The following is a 14,479-nucleotide window of genomic DNA, read 5'->3' as shown; positions in this document are numbered from 1 at the left end:
CTGATTGATTTGCACCAAAATTGACTCTCTAAAGAGGCGGGCATGGTTCCTCTCCTCATCTAGCGAACGATGCTATTGTCGCTGCGGCACATTTTGTTACAGCTGCTCAAACGATTATTAGCCGCAGGTTAAGTCCATTCGACGTGGGTGTTATAACAATCGGATCTTTTGATGGAAAAGGGACATTCAATGTGATCAAGGACAGCGTAGAACTTGAAGGCGATATTCGCTATATGACGGTAGAAACAAAGGAAACGATTGAGAAAGAAGTGAAGCGGATAGTAAGAGGAATTGAAGAAGAATTTGGCGTTACCTGTGAGCTAACCTATACTCCAGATTATCCGCCTTTATACAATGACCCTGAGCTTACAGCAATGGTGGCAGAAAGCTTGCGAACCATGAAGGATCACGATATTAAAGAAGTGAAGGAATTTCCGGCGTTGTCACCATCTGAAGACTTTGCTTATTATGCTGAAAAATTCCCAGCCTGCTTCTTTTACATTGCCTGTACTCCAAAAGGGGTAGAAAAGCCTTACTTTAATCATCATCCGAAATTTGATATCGATGAAGATGCGTTGCTCGTTGCTGCGAAAGCGGTTGGTCAGGTTGTCTGCAGTTATTATGAATTAAACTAAAGGAAAAAGGATGGTGCAAATTTGCACCATCCTTTTTAAATAACAGTCATTCTGTTGTTTTTTCTGCCATTTCAACACGTTTATTGATTCATCGCAGTTGTAATAAGATATATGTAGAATAATAATTTTTTGGTAAATATTTAAATGTAAGGGACTTAATTCCTATGTTGTCAGAAGAAAAGTAACCTATTTCTCTATGAAATTACTATATTTAAAGAATTTCCACTATTAAATCTATTTAGATTTATGTTATATTGTTAAAGGAATTATTATTACTAGGATCATAGTAATAAATTAAAAAAGGGAGTGAATGAAATGAAAAAATTTGGTCTATTTACTTTGTTTTTAGTTCTTACACTATTTATCGCGGCATGTGGGACCGATAAAACAGCGAGTAAAAGTGGTAATAGTGAAAAAGTATATAAAGTTGGTGTAGATACAACTTATCCACCGTTTGAATTTAAAGAAGGAGACGAGTATAAGGGTATCGATATCGAGTTAATTCATGCGATTGCGAAAAACCAAGGGTTTGAAATCGAACTTTCTCCAATGGATTTTGGCGGAATTATCCCAGCTATGCAAGCTAACCAGCTTGACGTGGCAATTGCAGGAATGAGTATTACAGATGATAGAAAAAAGATTGTAGATTTCTCAACACCGTATTTTGACGCGGGATTAATTGCCGTTGTTAAAGACGATAATTCAACGATTAAATCGGTTGATGACCTTAAAGGGAAAAAAGTTGCTGTTAAAAAAGGTACGTCAGGTGCGAAATATGCTGTAGACAATGCTTCAAAACTAGGAATTGAGGTTGTTCAATTTAACGATAGCCCTGCGATGTTCCAGGAAGTATCGAATGGAAATGCAGATGCTCTAATTGAAGATTACCCTGTTATCACATATGCCATTGCCCAGAAGGATCTTGGATTAAAAACTGTCGGGGATCGCTTAAATGGAGATCAATACGGAATTGCTGTATTAAAAGGTAAAAACCAGGATTTATTGGAAAAGATTAACAATGGACTTGCTGAACTCAAAAAAGATGGAACCTATGACAAAATTTTAAAAACGTATCTTGGTGAATAAAATAATAGGATAAGGCGTGCTTAAAGCGAGCGCGCCTTCTTTTTGAAAGGGGATGAAAAAGGTGGATATTATTGTTTCTGCTTTACCTATGTTGGTAAAAGGGCTTCAGGTAACACTTTATATCTTTTTGATTGCTATTATACTAGGTTTTTTAATAGGTTTAGTAATTGCATTGCTGCGGCTTGCACCGCTTAAGATCTTAAATTGGATCGCAAAGGCTTATGTAGACGCCATTCGAGGAACACCATTTATTGTGCAATTGTTCTTTATCTACTTTGGGTTAAATTCGCTGCAAGTGATTTCCTTAGACAATACCACGGCAGGAATCATTACAGTTGCCATCAATGCAGGTGCGTATTTTGCTGAAATTATAAGAGCTGGTATTCAATCTATTGATAAGGGACAAACGGAAGCGGCTAGATCGATTGGCTTTACGAGTGCACAAACGATGCGCTTTATCGTGCTTCCACAGGCATTTAGAAGAATGCTCCCAACGATTACGAATCAATCAATCATTAGCTTGAAAGATACTTCGCTTTTATCGGTCATTGGGATAGCCGATTTAACACAGCAAGGTCAGATTCAAGCATCAGCAACATTTGAAGCGTTTAAGGTTTGGCTGGCTGTAGGTATCATTTACTTCATCATCATTTATTTGTTAACACTTCTTGCTAATTTCGTAGAGAGGAGGTTTGAACTTCGATGAGCATGATCACCGTAAAAAACTTAAGAAAATCATTTGGTAATCTAGAGGTATTAAAAGATATTAATGCCGAAGTGAAGGAAAAAGAGGTAATATGTGTTATCGGTCCTTCGGGTTCAGGTAAGAGTACGTTCCTTCGCTGCTTAAATCGATTGGAAGAGATATCCGGCGGTCAGGTAGTCATTAATGGACATGATATTACAGACAAAAAAATCGATCTTAACAAAGTAAGACAAGAGGTTGGAATGGTATTTCAACAATTTAATCTATTCCCTCATAAAACGGTTTTAGAAAACATCACATTAGGGCCTATTAAGATTCATTCAACAGAGAAAACAGCAGCGGAGAAACTAGCGCTTGATTTACTAGATAAAGTAGGACTAAGAGAAAAAGCAAATAGTTATCCAGGAGAACTGTCCGGTGGACAAAAGCAACGTGTTGCGATTGCAAGGGCTCTTGCCATGAATCCGAAGATTATGCTCTTTGACGAGCCGACTTCTGCACTGGATCCTGAAATGGTCGGTGATGTTTTAGAAGTCATGAAACAGCTTGCGATAGAGGGGATGACCATGGTCGTTGTTACCCATGAAATGGGCTTTGCACGAGAAGTTGGCGACCGTGTTATTTTCATGGACGGCGGATATATTGTGGAAGAAAATGAACCGAATGCGTTATTCGGCAACCCTCAGCATGAACGGACCAAGGCATTTTTAAGTAAGGTGCTTTAAGTACCAGTTACCATCGTAGTTATAAAAAGGATTGGGTTTCTCGCGCCTCACGGTGCAAGTGACCCAATCCTTTTAAATATTTCTACAGTGATCCTTTTATTGTTGCAATCATTTCCTTATATTGTTCTTCTGTTAAGTATGTTTTTCCTGGGTTCATTTCAAAAGTAGAACCCCAATCTGCTTTATCCTCGTATTTTGGCACGATGTGCATATGTAGGTGGTGCATTTTATCTCCATACGCTCCGTAATTAATTTTACCAGGTTGGAAAGCCTTGTCCACTGCGGCTGAAACCCTTTTCACATCGTTCATATAAGCCGCTAACTCCTGGCTGTCCAGTTCAAATAGTTCTTTTACATGGTCCTTGTATACCACATTACATCTGCCGGTATATGTCTGTTCTTTAAAAAGAAAAACTGTTGAAACCTCTAGATCGCAAATTTCAATCATAATGTCGTCCCGTCTTTCATCCTTCATACAATACATACATTCTTTATTTAATTCCATCCTGTTCATCCTCATCTGCACATTAATTTTCAATCTATCTATATTTTACCCCTAGATAGAATAAAAGTATTTGTCTCAAAGTGTCGAATTTAGTTAAAAAAATAGAGACATGGTTACTAAGACCATGCCTCATTTGAATTACTTCCTTTGAGCAGACAAGAAGACCTTTTGTGCTGCAGTTACCCCTGCCCCTAGCTCGAAGGAGTAGGAGAAATCTTGTAAACCAGCCTCTATTAGTGAAACGGCTTGAAGGATATCACTCGGGAAGCAATAGCCCATATGCCCAAATCTGAAAATTTTCCCTTGCAGATGGCCAAGGCCACCAGCAAAATCGAGATGGTATTTCTCCTTTACATGACTGATGAACGGAGATAATTCTACTCCTTCTGGAGCATATATTGCGGTAATAGTAGGAGATGCATACTCATCAGATGTCAACAGTCCAATAGAAAGTGCCTTCATCGATTCACGAACCATCTTTTTCATTAATTCATGTCTAGCCACGGTTTGTGCAAATCCGCCTTCCTCATCAATCAAATCACAAACAGCTGAAAGTCCAAAAATTAATGAAATCGCTGGAGTGTTGGGTGTCATTCCTTTTGAAGCCCACTCACGATAGCTTAATAAATCCAGGTAATAGGAAGGTGTATTATTTCCCTCTATCACTTTCCAGGCTCTTTCACTGACGCTTAAAAGTGCCAGTCCAGGAGGGAGCATCATCGCTTTTTGTGACCCAGTTACTAAAATATCAATTCCCCATTGATCCATCTCAGCAGGAGCTCCACCGAGGCAGCTAACGCCATCGACGATAAATAGAGCATCAGTATGGGTACGAACCACTTTTGCTAATTTTTCAATGGGGTTAAGGATACCTGTTGAGGTCTCGTTGTAGGTGGCAAAAACAGCTTTTATATTCGATAAAGGTTTTAGAAACTGAATCAAATCCTCTTCTGTACAGGCCTCGCCCCAGCTTTTTTCAAGCTTATGTACCTTGAATCCATTTTTCTCACAAATCGAGACGAAGTAATTACCAAAGGCGCCGACGGTGATGACCACCACCTCATCTCCAGGGGAAACTGTATTTACAGCAGCTGCTTCTAATGCGGCCGTACCGCCTGATGGAAGTAGTAAGATATCCTGCTCCGTTCCGAAAATAGGTTTCACACGATTGGTCGTTTCTTGGTATAACCGTACAAATTCCCCGGTGCGATGACTGATCATATCCTGGTTCATGGCAAGCTGAACCTTTTTAGGTATTGGCGTTGGTCCCGGGTGTCTTAAAATATTTGGATACATATGATTCCCTCCATTTTATTGGTAGTATGTAACTATTTTTTAAAACTTGAGGACTGTATTTTATGTGTTCCATTTCATGGATATCTCTGACTCTATAATATAGTAATTTCCAGTACAACCACAACCTTGGAAAAATTAAAAAAAGATTCGGCATGTGCCGAATCCAAATAGGGGTATGAAAGCTGGGCAAAGTACTTAAGACCTTCATATTTACATTATGCCAGCTAAACATAAAGAAAAGGTTAATATTAGGTTAAGATATTATTAAGCTTTGTTTGATCCATCTTTTTCGAAACAGTCTAATAGAATGGTGACTTTAAATAAATCCCCATCTGTCTCGATATCTAGCGTTCCTTCATGTAGGTCGATGATAGATTTTGCAATCGCCAGCCCTAGGCCAGAAAAAATTATAGATGCAAACTAGAATAACTCATAGATAAGAATAATAATATCCTAATAGGATAATTGGAGGTAATGGTCAAATTTTTTTGGCTGCTGTCTAATAAATTTGATTATAAACAATCCATAATCCTAATAATTGAATTTACTTAATTTTAGGTGCCTGTCATCCATCCACTAGGAGTAGGAAGATTAATTCCTGTTTACTAAGTTTGTTTTACTCTTAACCTTTCACTATAATCATGGTAAAAGGGTTATCTTAGGAGGTGGTAGCATGAAACGAGTGGCGGTATATTGCGGTTCAAGTTTGGGTGCTTCAGAGGCTTATAAAACAGGAGCGATTCAATTAGGGAAAGAGCTTGCGAAGCGGAATATTACCCTGGTTTATGGCGGTTCAAGTATCGGATTGATGGGCGCCGTCGCAGATACGGTGTTAAATGAAGGCGGGCATGCGATTGGTGTGATACCTAAGATTTTGGAGGAACGTGAAATCTCCCATAAGGGGTTAACGGAATTAATCACTGTGGACACCATGCATGAACGAAAAGCAAAAATGGCCGAGTTGGTGGATGGATTTGTGGTGATGCCCGGCGGGACTGGAACACTAGAAGAGTTTTTCGAGGTATTTACCTGGGGGCAAATTGGGCTGCATAAAAAGCCGTGCGGACTTCTCAACATCAATCGTTATTACGACCCGCTGATACGATTGTTCGAGCATATGATTGACCAAAAGTTTCTGCAGGAAAAATTCGGTTCGATGGCGATTATTGAGGAAGAGCCAGCGGCATTGCTCGATAAATTTCTAATCTATGAGGCTCCTTCGGTTAAGGCATTTGAATAAGAAGACATGGGAAAAAGCAGTGGATATCACTGCTTTTATCATGTTGAACTATAGTAGTGTCTGAATGGATAAATAAATACATATAGCTGCTGTAGTAAATAAGAGAATAGATATCATCCGGTTCATCCGCAGCTTTATTCCAACTGCAGAAAAAAAGATGGCAGCCGAAAATTTGGAAAGGCTCTCATAAATAGAGATATTTGAAAAATAGGAACTGCTGAAAATGACGGAGGCAAGGAAAGATATAGAGATTAATAATCTAAACCACAAAGGTCCTTTGAGAAAAAGTTGAAATATAAATTTTATCCGCTGCATGCTGGAAAACTCCCTTCAAGAAAGCATATGGTGGGTATTTTAAAAGTATCACTACCCAAATTCTTGTTGCATTTAGATTTTTATATATGAGGTGAAAAATGGTCCGATAATGTTAAAATTAGAGTAAAGGGGGGCTGTAAAAATGGAGCAAATTATAGTGGAAAATGAAGAAATAATAAAGGCAGTAAATTCAGGTCAGTCCTATTTCCAAATAGGAGATAGACTATTTATGTTATTTGAAGTTGACCTAATTAACGAACCTAATGTGTACGAGGTAAGTGATTCTGAGGAGGAAAGGAAACTTTTAGAGTCATTGGAAAATGATAACCCTATTCTATCGGAAGGCGAAATCAAAAGAATGTTGAGAGACTATATATGAAAGTTTAATTAGACATCCCCATCTAAAACCTCTGTATTTATCACTTCTAATCAGTGTTCCGTCCTATAGCAGTTTCCTAGTAATCCCTTTGAGGGGAAAAACGTTACAAAGCCTTTTTTTAGCAAAAAAATAATCCCGACTGGTATAATTGGAATATGTAAATTGTACTAGAGGTGGAAAGTAACATGATTAAGTTTATTTCTGATAGTTCTGCAGATTTACCAAAAGAATTACTAGATAAATTATTACGGTAGTACCATTGACCGTAAGTATTGATGGTCACGATTATTTAGAAAAAGTTGATCTTACTCCACAGGACTTCTTCCATAAAATGTTTTCGACAGAGGTTCTACCGAAGACGTCACAACCCGCGCCTGCCTCTTTTGCTAAAGCATTCTCCCAATTCGGTCCGGATACGGAGATTCTTTGTTTTACCATTGCGTCTGGGTTAAGTGGAACCTATCAATCTGTTTGTATTGGCAAAGACTTATCAAAAAGCAGCGTAAATCCCCTAGCTGTAGATACAGGGATATAAGATGTATTTTTTGGTTAAAGTCAGGGCTCCTACTATACTTTCTATCAAACTATTTGGTATAATGAAAGCACAGATAGAACGTTTGTTCTTTATGAGGAGGTGAACAAAATGTATAGTGCCTATAAAATACAAATACATCCGGACCATGAATTGTTTCATTACTGTGATTCTCTTTGTTTTAAGGCGAAAAATTTGTACAACATTACCAATTATTATATTCGACAGGTTTACACGGCTTTAAAAAAAGAAACGAAAAATGAAAATCAACTCCAGGTTCTAAGGGATATTGAATTACATTTACGTAAAATGAATGAGATTCGCCAGAAAAGCTATGAAATAGCAAAGATGAAACCTAAGAAAGTAGATAAAAGCGGCAAATCAATTGATGTAAAGTTGAAGCCATTTGAGATGCCCCATCATGAAAAATCATTTATTGGATATGGCTTTGTAGAAGCCTTATTTAAAGTGATGAAACAAGTAGACTACACTTCTATGCCCTCCCAATCCAATCAGCAAACAATGAAAAAAGTATATGATGATTGGAAAAGTTTCTTCGAAGCCTCTAAGAGATATAAAATCAATCCTGCCAGCTTTTCCGGTAAGCCAAAGATTCCAAAATATAAACAGAAAAATGGAAGAACCACGTGTTATTTAACCAATCAAATAGCAATGATCAAAGAAGGAAATGTTCTTAAATTACCTGGAACCCATCTACAAGTAAACTTGGGGAAAGTGGCCCAATCCGAGGGGAAACTGCAACAGGTTCGAATTGCGCCCGCATATGGCCGCTATGTAGTAGAAGTTATTTTTAAAAGGTACAAGAGACAAGGAAATCCAACGATCTGAAAAGCAATATAATGAATTCATATTTGAACCTAAACTAGTAATGGGTATTGATTTGGGCGTTGATAACCTGGCAACTATCGTCGATAATACGGGGTTAAAGCCTCTGCTTATCAAGGGCACAAGGTTAAAATCGATCAATCAATACTATAACAAATTAAAGGCTAAGTACACGAGTATCATTCGAAATGGTAAAGGTCCAAAAGAAGGGGTTTTTAACACAAACCGAATGATTTCGTTAGATCGAAAACGAAATAATCGTGTCATGGATTTTTTGCATAAAGCTAGCACTAAAGTGGTGGAAATTGCGATAGTAAGAAACATTGATACCATCATTATTGGAAGGAATGTTGGCTGGAAATTGGAGGTTGATATGCAAAAGGCAAATAAGCAAACCTTCATCCAAATTCCATATTCGACTTTCATTCAAATGATTCGATACAAAGCTGAGAGAAAAGGTGTTCAAGTTATTGATAGGGAAGAAAGCTATACTTCCAAGTCTAGTTTCTTGAATCATGACCACATTCCAACATTTGGAGAAGAACATCAAACTATTTTTAGTGGGTATCGAAGCACTAGAGCTTTTTACAAAATAAAGGGCTCAAAAGTTCTGATCCATGCAGATGTAAATGGTGCATTTAATATAGTACGTAAACATGTAAAGAATGCATTTGAAGGACTTGAAAGAAAACATTTCCTTCAAGCACCACAGAAAATCATCATCATGAAAAATAGCCATGCAAAGCTGAAGGCTTCGGCCTGATGTATTAGCGGGACTTGTGGTAGCCCACGGAAAGACAATGGTGCTCTTAAAGACTATTCTTTCGAAACCCCTAGCTTTAGCTATGGGGATACTCATATACCCAATGAAAGCGCTCTTGCAACATAAACTTTTTTTATAAAAAAAAGGACCCGGCCAGTTGCCGAATCCAAAAAGAAATCTTATAAAAGGGGGTTATGAAAGAGAGAGAAAAAAGTTTGTCCTCTTCACGTATTTATCTTACCCCTTAAGTATGAACAAATTATGAACAAAGATTTAAGGTTCTATTAATTTACATCATCCCATCAAGCGTTCTGGAGGATTCTGCAAGAGTTTGTGGAATGATGTCGTTTGGATCAGATAAAAGAAGAGACCAGCAAATTTTAAGCTGGTCTCTACCTTTTACATTAGGTGTTCGATTTTTTCTTCGAAATATTCATTCATAAGGAAATCGAGGTTGATTTTCAGGCTTACATATTCGGAAGTATTCGGGCCTGTTTGGTTAAATAATTCACTAAGTTTTATTTTTAACTCAACGATGTCCATTAATAGTTTTGTATTTTCAATTTGAATCGATTTGTTTGTTTTCATCATACACCTCGTATGTATTTTTGGTTATGTGGTTTGGAAGGTGAGATGACTTGATTTCCAAGTTCTACGATTTATGATGATAGCATTTTTCCAAAGCCTTTCCGATAGTAACATAGAACATCTTTGCTGTGAACCAAGATTTAAAAAGTAGAAAAATTGAAAAAAGGATAAATGATTCTGATATATCATGTTGCTGTCAAAGTACTTTTATTTAGACAAGATTTCGGCCATATTAAGCTATTCTGTAATAACATCTAAATTTCGACAAATTATTTAATAGATTTAAGGGGAATTTTGCTTACGAACTTTTTGAAGTCATATTGATACGCAGAACAGGAAAGTTTTATAAATAACAAAGGCTGTGTTAAATTAGGCTGTTGATTCCTATGCTAAAAGCTGAAAATGACTATCTTCATAGTAAGACATGCGCAAAGTTCCTGCTAATCCAGTGTGTTCAACATTCCGTCATATCATTTTGACTATATTGTGAAATTATTCACATAATCATGTTTTAAACGTTGGAAACGAGTATAGTGTAAGTATAAAGAACAAACAAATATTGAAAGGCGGAATGACAAATGTTTAACCACTTTTTAAGAGAAAATAAAATCTCAGCAGCTATTTTAACCATTATTCGTTTATATCTTGGCTACGCATGGTTCACAGCTGGCTTTCATAAAATTACAGGCGGCTTCGACGCTTCTGGATTCCTAAAAGGAGCGATTGCTAAACCGGTAATGGGTCCTGACGGCAATATGGTTTACGGCTGGTACGTTAACTTTTTAGAAAGCTTTGCATTGCCCAACATTGATGTCTTTAACTTCATCGTTCCTTGGGGCGAAACATTAATCGGTTTAGGACTTATGCTTGGATGTTTAACAACTGCAGCCATGTTCTTTGGTCTAGTAATGAACTTCAGCTTTTTCTTAGCAGGAACAGTTTCTCATAACCCAACTGATATCTTCTTAGGCTTCATCATCTTAACTGCTGGTTACAACGCAGGCAGATACGGTTTAGACCGCTGGGTGGTTCCGTTCATTCGCAAAACAGCTAAGACATACGTTGGCAAAGACAAAGCAAAAGCAGCTGCATAAATAGAGTTACAAAAAGACGATTCGGTAATCTTACCGGGTCGTCTTTTGTATGCTTGGCAGCGCTGCGTTTTAATGGATGAAAGTCCCTAACATGCCGTTGTAGCGGAATTGTATAGCTGACAGTAGTCTCTTAGGGCTTTTTTACTATTATTATATGATTTTTAGCATAAAAAGGGAAATTTTGGGTGAATAATGCTAAACTATTTATCGACAGAAATTTTAAAAAAAAACAGATAAAAGACCTTTGTTACAAAGGGTTGGGGGTCGTTTTAATCAAACGATTAGTTAGGAAGAATCCAGTCGGAGTTTGCCGAATTTTCAACTATTGAAAATATCAATACTAATTTTTGCCAATATTTATAGTAAAATTGTATTGTGATTATTATTGGAAAATGAAATAGCTTCTATGAGTTTTCCAATCAAGTCTGAGCTTAACACCTTTCTACTGGATTGGTTAAATAGTCTTTTAAATTAAAGGATGTTGATAAAGTGAGATATAAAGGCAGGGTCGTAACATTTTTATTAGTTTTCCTAATAAATTTACTATATACAGCTTTTTATTTTATTAGAGATGGTTATGTAGACTGGATTGAGTATGCTGGATATCTAATATTGCTGCCACTTGCTTGGTGGTTTGGCAAGCAATACGATAAAGCAAAGTATTATTCTGACAAGGACCCTTTAACGGGAATTTATAATAGAAGATACGTTGAGTCCGCATTTACTACTATTAAATCTAGGATAGAACAAAATGGCCAGAGTGGTGCTGTTCTGCTTCTCGACGTAAATGATTTTAAATTGGTCAATGATCATTTGGGACATAAATTGGGAGATGAATATTTAATTATTATTACCAATCAATTAAAGAGAAGTGTAAGGAAAACGGATATCGTAGCCCGTTGGGGGGGAGATGAATTCCTAATTCTAGCACCTGAGGTTCGAAGAAAAGAAGAGTTGGAAAAAATGCTGGAGCGAATCCATCAAAATTTGAGACAGCTGTCATTCCATGATGTAAAAATTAGTGTTTCAATCGGCCCAGCCCTCTACCCTAAGCATGGAAAGGATCTCGATGACCTATTAAAAGTGGCTGATAAAAATATGTATCAAATCAAATCACAAAAAAAGCTAAGAGACACACTGGGCTAGCCAGTGTCTCTTAGCCTTTTTTGATAATATGTTCGAATACTGGCGGATGGCGGAGAATACTGGCGGATAGCGAGAAATAGTACTCACTTTTTATCGCTGTTCAACATTCTGTCAAATCATTTTGAATACATTGTGAAATAATTCACATATTCATGTTTTAAATGTTGGAAACGAGTATAGTGTAAGTATAAAGAACAAACAAATATTGAAAGAAGGAATGACAAATGTTTAACCATTTTTTAAGAGAAAATAAAATCTCTGCAGCTATTTTAACAATTATCCGTTTATATCTTGGCTACGCATGGTTCACAGCTGGCTTTCATAAAATTACAGGCGGCTTCGACGCTTCTGGATTCCTAAAAGGAGCGATTGCTAAACCGGTAACAGGTCCTGACGGCAATATGGTTTACGGCTGGTATGTAAACTTCTTAGAAAGCTTTGCATTGCCGAACATCGATGTCTTTAACTTCATCGTTCCTTGGGGCGAAACATTAATCGGTTTAGGACTTATGCTTGGATGTTTAACAACAGCAGCCATGTTCTTTGGATTAGTAATGAACTTCAGCTTTTTCTTAGCAGGAACAGTTTCTCATAACCCAACTGATATCTTCTTAGGCTTCATCATCTTAACTGCTGGTTACAACGCAGGCAGATACGGTCTAGACCGCTGGGTAGTACCATTCATTCGTAAAACAACAAAGACTTATACTGATAAAAATAAAGCATCAGCCTAACTAGTAGGTACAATGAGATGATTCGTTCCCCCCGAATCGTCTTTTTTTTAATGTTAAAAATTACCCATACTGTTAAAAGGAATTGGGTGAAAAGAATCGTTTATAAAGAAAAACGACAAAAAATGATCATTTTGCTCGAATTTTGTCCGTGAACGTTACGATTCTTTGAAGGGGGGTGAAATCGTGCACTTCCGCCAATTTCTTATATCATCTCTAATGGTTGGTGCGGCAATGTTTTTTCCAGATAATGCTTTTGCTGAGAAGAATGAACTTCGTCCTCAAAAGGGACAAGCTCAGGCTTCAATACCTGAACATGCTTCAATATCAATATCAGAACCAGCATCAGTACCAGAACCTGCAACAATATCTGTACCAGCAAAAGCCGAAGAGGACCAATCGCTGAACAAGACGATTCCTGAACATGCTCGTGAAAATCAAGCACAAGCAAAACAGCTCCCAGCCCAAAATACTCCAAATCAGACTGCGTTGGAAAATAGTTTGCCAGAGCAGGCAAAGGGAAACACGAAGTCGGTGGTAAAGAAGGCTGAGCAGGTTGTTCCGGTCAATGTCCCCAAACATAGAGAGGCTGCCCAGGCAAATCATACAGTAGAAAAGTTGAATCCTAAAAACTCTATCCAGGATACTGATAGTGAAGGTAAAGTCGAAAAAGTAAAACCAGAAAAGGTAGATACTATTGTCGATTTGCAAGATGAAGACTTAGACATAACAAAATCAGGATCCGTTGTGCAGGAGCCACAGAATGATCCTGCCAGCAAGGAAGAGATACCTAAGGTAAACCAAGCACTGAATCAAACACAGAGAAGCAACGGTTCAGGGGGTCAATCAAATGATCGGGTCAATCACGGGATAAATAATTTAAGCTTTTTGGATAAATGGTTTGAATGGAATCACTACTTTGAAATCAAACTTGCCCAGCCATACCTTACCCGGCAAGCCTTGATAAATACTCAATGGGTGAATGCTCCGCCATCGCCGCCACCGCAGGCAGCTCCTTTATTAACCAATGTCACCCGCAGCTAAAAGCCACGGATCATGATAATAAAAGGAGCGAATTAAAATGAAACATTACTTAAACCCTAATAAAGTTGCTAAATCTTTTGTACTTGCAGGAGCATTATCGTTTGGAATTTTTGCTGGAGGTCAGTTTACGGAAGCAGCAGGCCCAGATCACACTAAAGCTGAAAAAACTGTTCAAGTGAAACAATCCAATAACGCAAAGGTTAATGTGAAGGTAAAACCAGTTGTTCCGGCTGCACCAGCAGTACAGGCGAAAGAGGAAGTAAGCGTACAAGTACAGCCTAAAGAAGAAAAGGCTAGTAAGTCGCAGGCAAGCGTCCATGCAAGCGAAAATGCAGAATTACATGCAGCCCCAAATTCAGCTGTTCATGAAAAGGGAGAAAAGGCTGACGAAGTGGTTGTGGAAGAGGAAGTAAAGGAAGTAGAACCAGTAGAGGAAACAACACCTGAAATGGAAATCGAAGCCGAAGTTACAACGGATGAAACTGAAGCGGATACGAATGCAGATTCTGAATCTGAAGAAGGTGTTGACGTTGATAACGATGTAGATGTTAAAACGGAAGATGAGGATGACGCGGCAAAAGAAGAGGAAGAAGATACAGATGCTGACTCTGACTCAGTTGTAAGAATTGAAGATGAAGAAGATGAGGACGAAGATTCCAAAAACATCGACTTTGAAACAGATGCCATTGTAAAAACGGAAGAAGACGAAGAAGCTGAAGCTGTTGAAGAAGAGGAAAAGGTAAACCCGTCTGCAGCTAACAAAGCAAAGTCACAAGCTAGTGTAAAAGCAAGCGAAACTGCTAAAGCACATGCAGCGGCTAATTCAGCTGTCCGTGCGGTTGCAGAAG

15 protein-coding genes and 2 pseudogenes are annotated in these 14,479 nt (G+C 37.9%); 14 read left to right on the top strand and 3 right to left on the bottom strand.

Features of this window, described 5'->3' with window-relative positions:
- Nucleotides 1-32 precede the first annotated feature (32 nt).
- The 4 genes and pseudogenes from MLOOGBEN_RS03320 to MLOOGBEN_RS03305 all read left to right on the top strand — a co-directional run.
- Nucleotides 33-635, top strand: a pseudogene (locus tag MLOOGBEN_RS03320) (M20/M25/M40 family metallo-hydrolase); the annotation flags it as partial.
- Nucleotides 636-950: 315 nt separating this feature from the next.
- A complete protein-coding gene (locus MLOOGBEN_RS03315; RefSeq protein ID WP_179156819.1) occupies nt 951-1,721 on the top strand; it encodes a transporter substrate-binding domain-containing protein in 771 nt (256 codons plus the stop codon).
- Nucleotides 1,722-1,782: 61 nt separating this feature from the next.
- Nucleotides 1,783-2,427, top strand: a complete 645-nt coding sequence (locus MLOOGBEN_RS03310) for an amino acid ABC transporter permease (protein WP_179156818.1) — start codon at nt 1,783-1,785, stop codon at nt 2,425-2,427.
- Nucleotides 2,424-3,152 carry an amino acid ABC transporter ATP-binding protein gene (locus tag MLOOGBEN_RS03305; RefSeq protein ID WP_306430713.1) on the top strand — a complete coding sequence of 243 codons (729 nt, stop codon included), beginning with the start codon at nt 2,424-2,426 and terminating at the stop codon, nt 3,150-3,152. Before MLOOGBEN_RS03310 ends, MLOOGBEN_RS03305 begins: the two co-directional genes overlap by 4 nt.
- 82 nt (nt 3,153-3,234) lie before the next feature.
- On the opposite strand, the gene MLOOGBEN_RS03300 is transcribed toward MLOOGBEN_RS03305, so the two are convergent.
- The gene (locus MLOOGBEN_RS03300) at nt 3,235-3,657 is read right to left on the bottom strand and encodes an HIT family protein (RefSeq protein WP_179156817.1); all 423 of its coding nucleotides are present in this window, start codon (nt 3,655-3,657) and stop codon (nt 3,235-3,237) included.
- Nucleotides 3,658-3,795: 138 nt separating this feature from the next.
- Nucleotides 3,796-4,953: a pyridoxal-phosphate-dependent aminotransferase family protein gene (locus MLOOGBEN_RS03295; protein WP_179156816.1), complete on the bottom strand. Its 1,158-nt coding sequence runs from the start codon at nt 4,951-4,953 to the stop codon at nt 3,796-3,798.
- Nucleotides 4,954-5,626: 673 nt separating this feature from the next.
- Between MLOOGBEN_RS03295 and MLOOGBEN_RS03290 the strand changes: the two genes are divergently transcribed.
- From MLOOGBEN_RS03290 to MLOOGBEN_RS03270, 5 genes are all read left to right on the top strand, one after another.
- Complete coding sequence (locus MLOOGBEN_RS03290) at nt 5,627-6,193, top strand: LOG family protein (protein ID WP_179156815.1); 567 nt, start codon at nt 5,627-5,629, stop codon at nt 6,191-6,193.
- Nucleotides 6,194-6,650: 457 nt separating this feature from the next.
- Nucleotides 6,651-6,887 (top strand): hypothetical protein, encoded by a 237-nt coding sequence (locus MLOOGBEN_RS03285; protein WP_179156814.1) that lies wholly within the window; start codon nt 6,651-6,653, stop codon nt 6,885-6,887.
- 259 nt (nt 6,888-7,146) lie between these two features.
- Nucleotides 7,147-7,422, top strand: a complete 276-nt coding sequence (locus tag MLOOGBEN_RS03280; protein ID WP_179156813.1) for a DegV family protein — start codon at nt 7,147-7,149, stop codon at nt 7,420-7,422.
- 108 nt (nt 7,423-7,530) lie between these two features.
- A complete protein-coding gene (locus MLOOGBEN_RS03275; protein ID WP_179156812.1) occupies nt 7,531-8,268 on the top strand; it encodes a hypothetical protein in 738 nt (245 codons plus the stop codon).
- Nucleotides 8,255-9,028 (top strand): RNA-guided endonuclease TnpB family protein, encoded by a 774-nt coding sequence (locus MLOOGBEN_RS03270; RefSeq protein WP_368737754.1) that lies wholly within the window; start codon nt 8,255-8,257, stop codon nt 9,026-9,028. The genes MLOOGBEN_RS03275 and MLOOGBEN_RS03270 overlap by 14 nt, the downstream gene beginning before the upstream one ends.
- Before the next feature lie 399 nt (nt 9,029-9,427).
- Here MLOOGBEN_RS03270 and MLOOGBEN_RS03265 read toward each other — a convergent pair whose 3' ends face one another.
- On the bottom strand, nt 9,428-9,616 hold the full coding sequence (locus MLOOGBEN_RS03265) for a hypothetical protein (protein WP_179156810.1): 189 nt from the start codon (nt 9,614-9,616) through the stop codon (nt 9,428-9,430).
- A 578-nt stretch (nt 9,617-10,194) separates the two neighbouring features.
- On the opposite strand from MLOOGBEN_RS03265, the gene MLOOGBEN_RS03260 reads away from it, so the two are divergent.
- The 5 genes and pseudogenes from MLOOGBEN_RS03260 to MLOOGBEN_RS03240 form a co-directional block, all read left to right on the top strand.
- On the top strand, nt 10,195-10,710 hold the full coding sequence (locus MLOOGBEN_RS03260; protein ID WP_179156809.1) for a DoxX family protein: 516 nt from the start codon (nt 10,195-10,197) through the stop codon (nt 10,708-10,710).
- A gap of 489 nt (nt 10,711-11,199) precedes the next feature.
- Entirely contained in the window at nt 11,200-11,856 is a 657-nt protein-coding gene (locus MLOOGBEN_RS03255) for a GGDEF domain-containing protein (RefSeq protein WP_179156808.1), read from the top strand.
- A 224-nt stretch (nt 11,857-12,080) separates the two neighbouring features.
- The gene (locus MLOOGBEN_RS03250; RefSeq protein WP_179156807.1) at nt 12,081-12,590 is read left to right on the top strand and encodes a DoxX family protein; all 510 of its coding nucleotides are present in this window, start codon (nt 12,081-12,083) and stop codon (nt 12,588-12,590) included.
- 183 nt (nt 12,591-12,773) lie between these two features.
- Nucleotides 12,774-13,631 carry a hypothetical protein gene (locus tag MLOOGBEN_RS03245; RefSeq protein WP_179156806.1) on the top strand — a complete coding sequence of 286 codons (858 nt, stop codon included), beginning with the start codon at nt 12,774-12,776 and terminating at the stop codon, nt 13,629-13,631.
- Nucleotides 13,632-13,668: 37 nt separating this feature from the next.
- Nucleotides 13,669-14,479 (top strand): annotated as a pseudogene (locus tag MLOOGBEN_RS03240) (hypothetical protein); the annotation flags it as partial.

Origin of the sequence: Bacillus sp. EB106-08-02-XG196, assembly GCF_013396335.1 — a bacterium.
Lineage (GTDB): Bacteria > Bacillota > Bacilli > Bacillales > Cytobacillaceae > Neobacillus.
The sequence above is the reverse complement of the archived record's forward strand: the minus strand, read 5'-3'. Positions and strand labels throughout refer to the sequence as shown.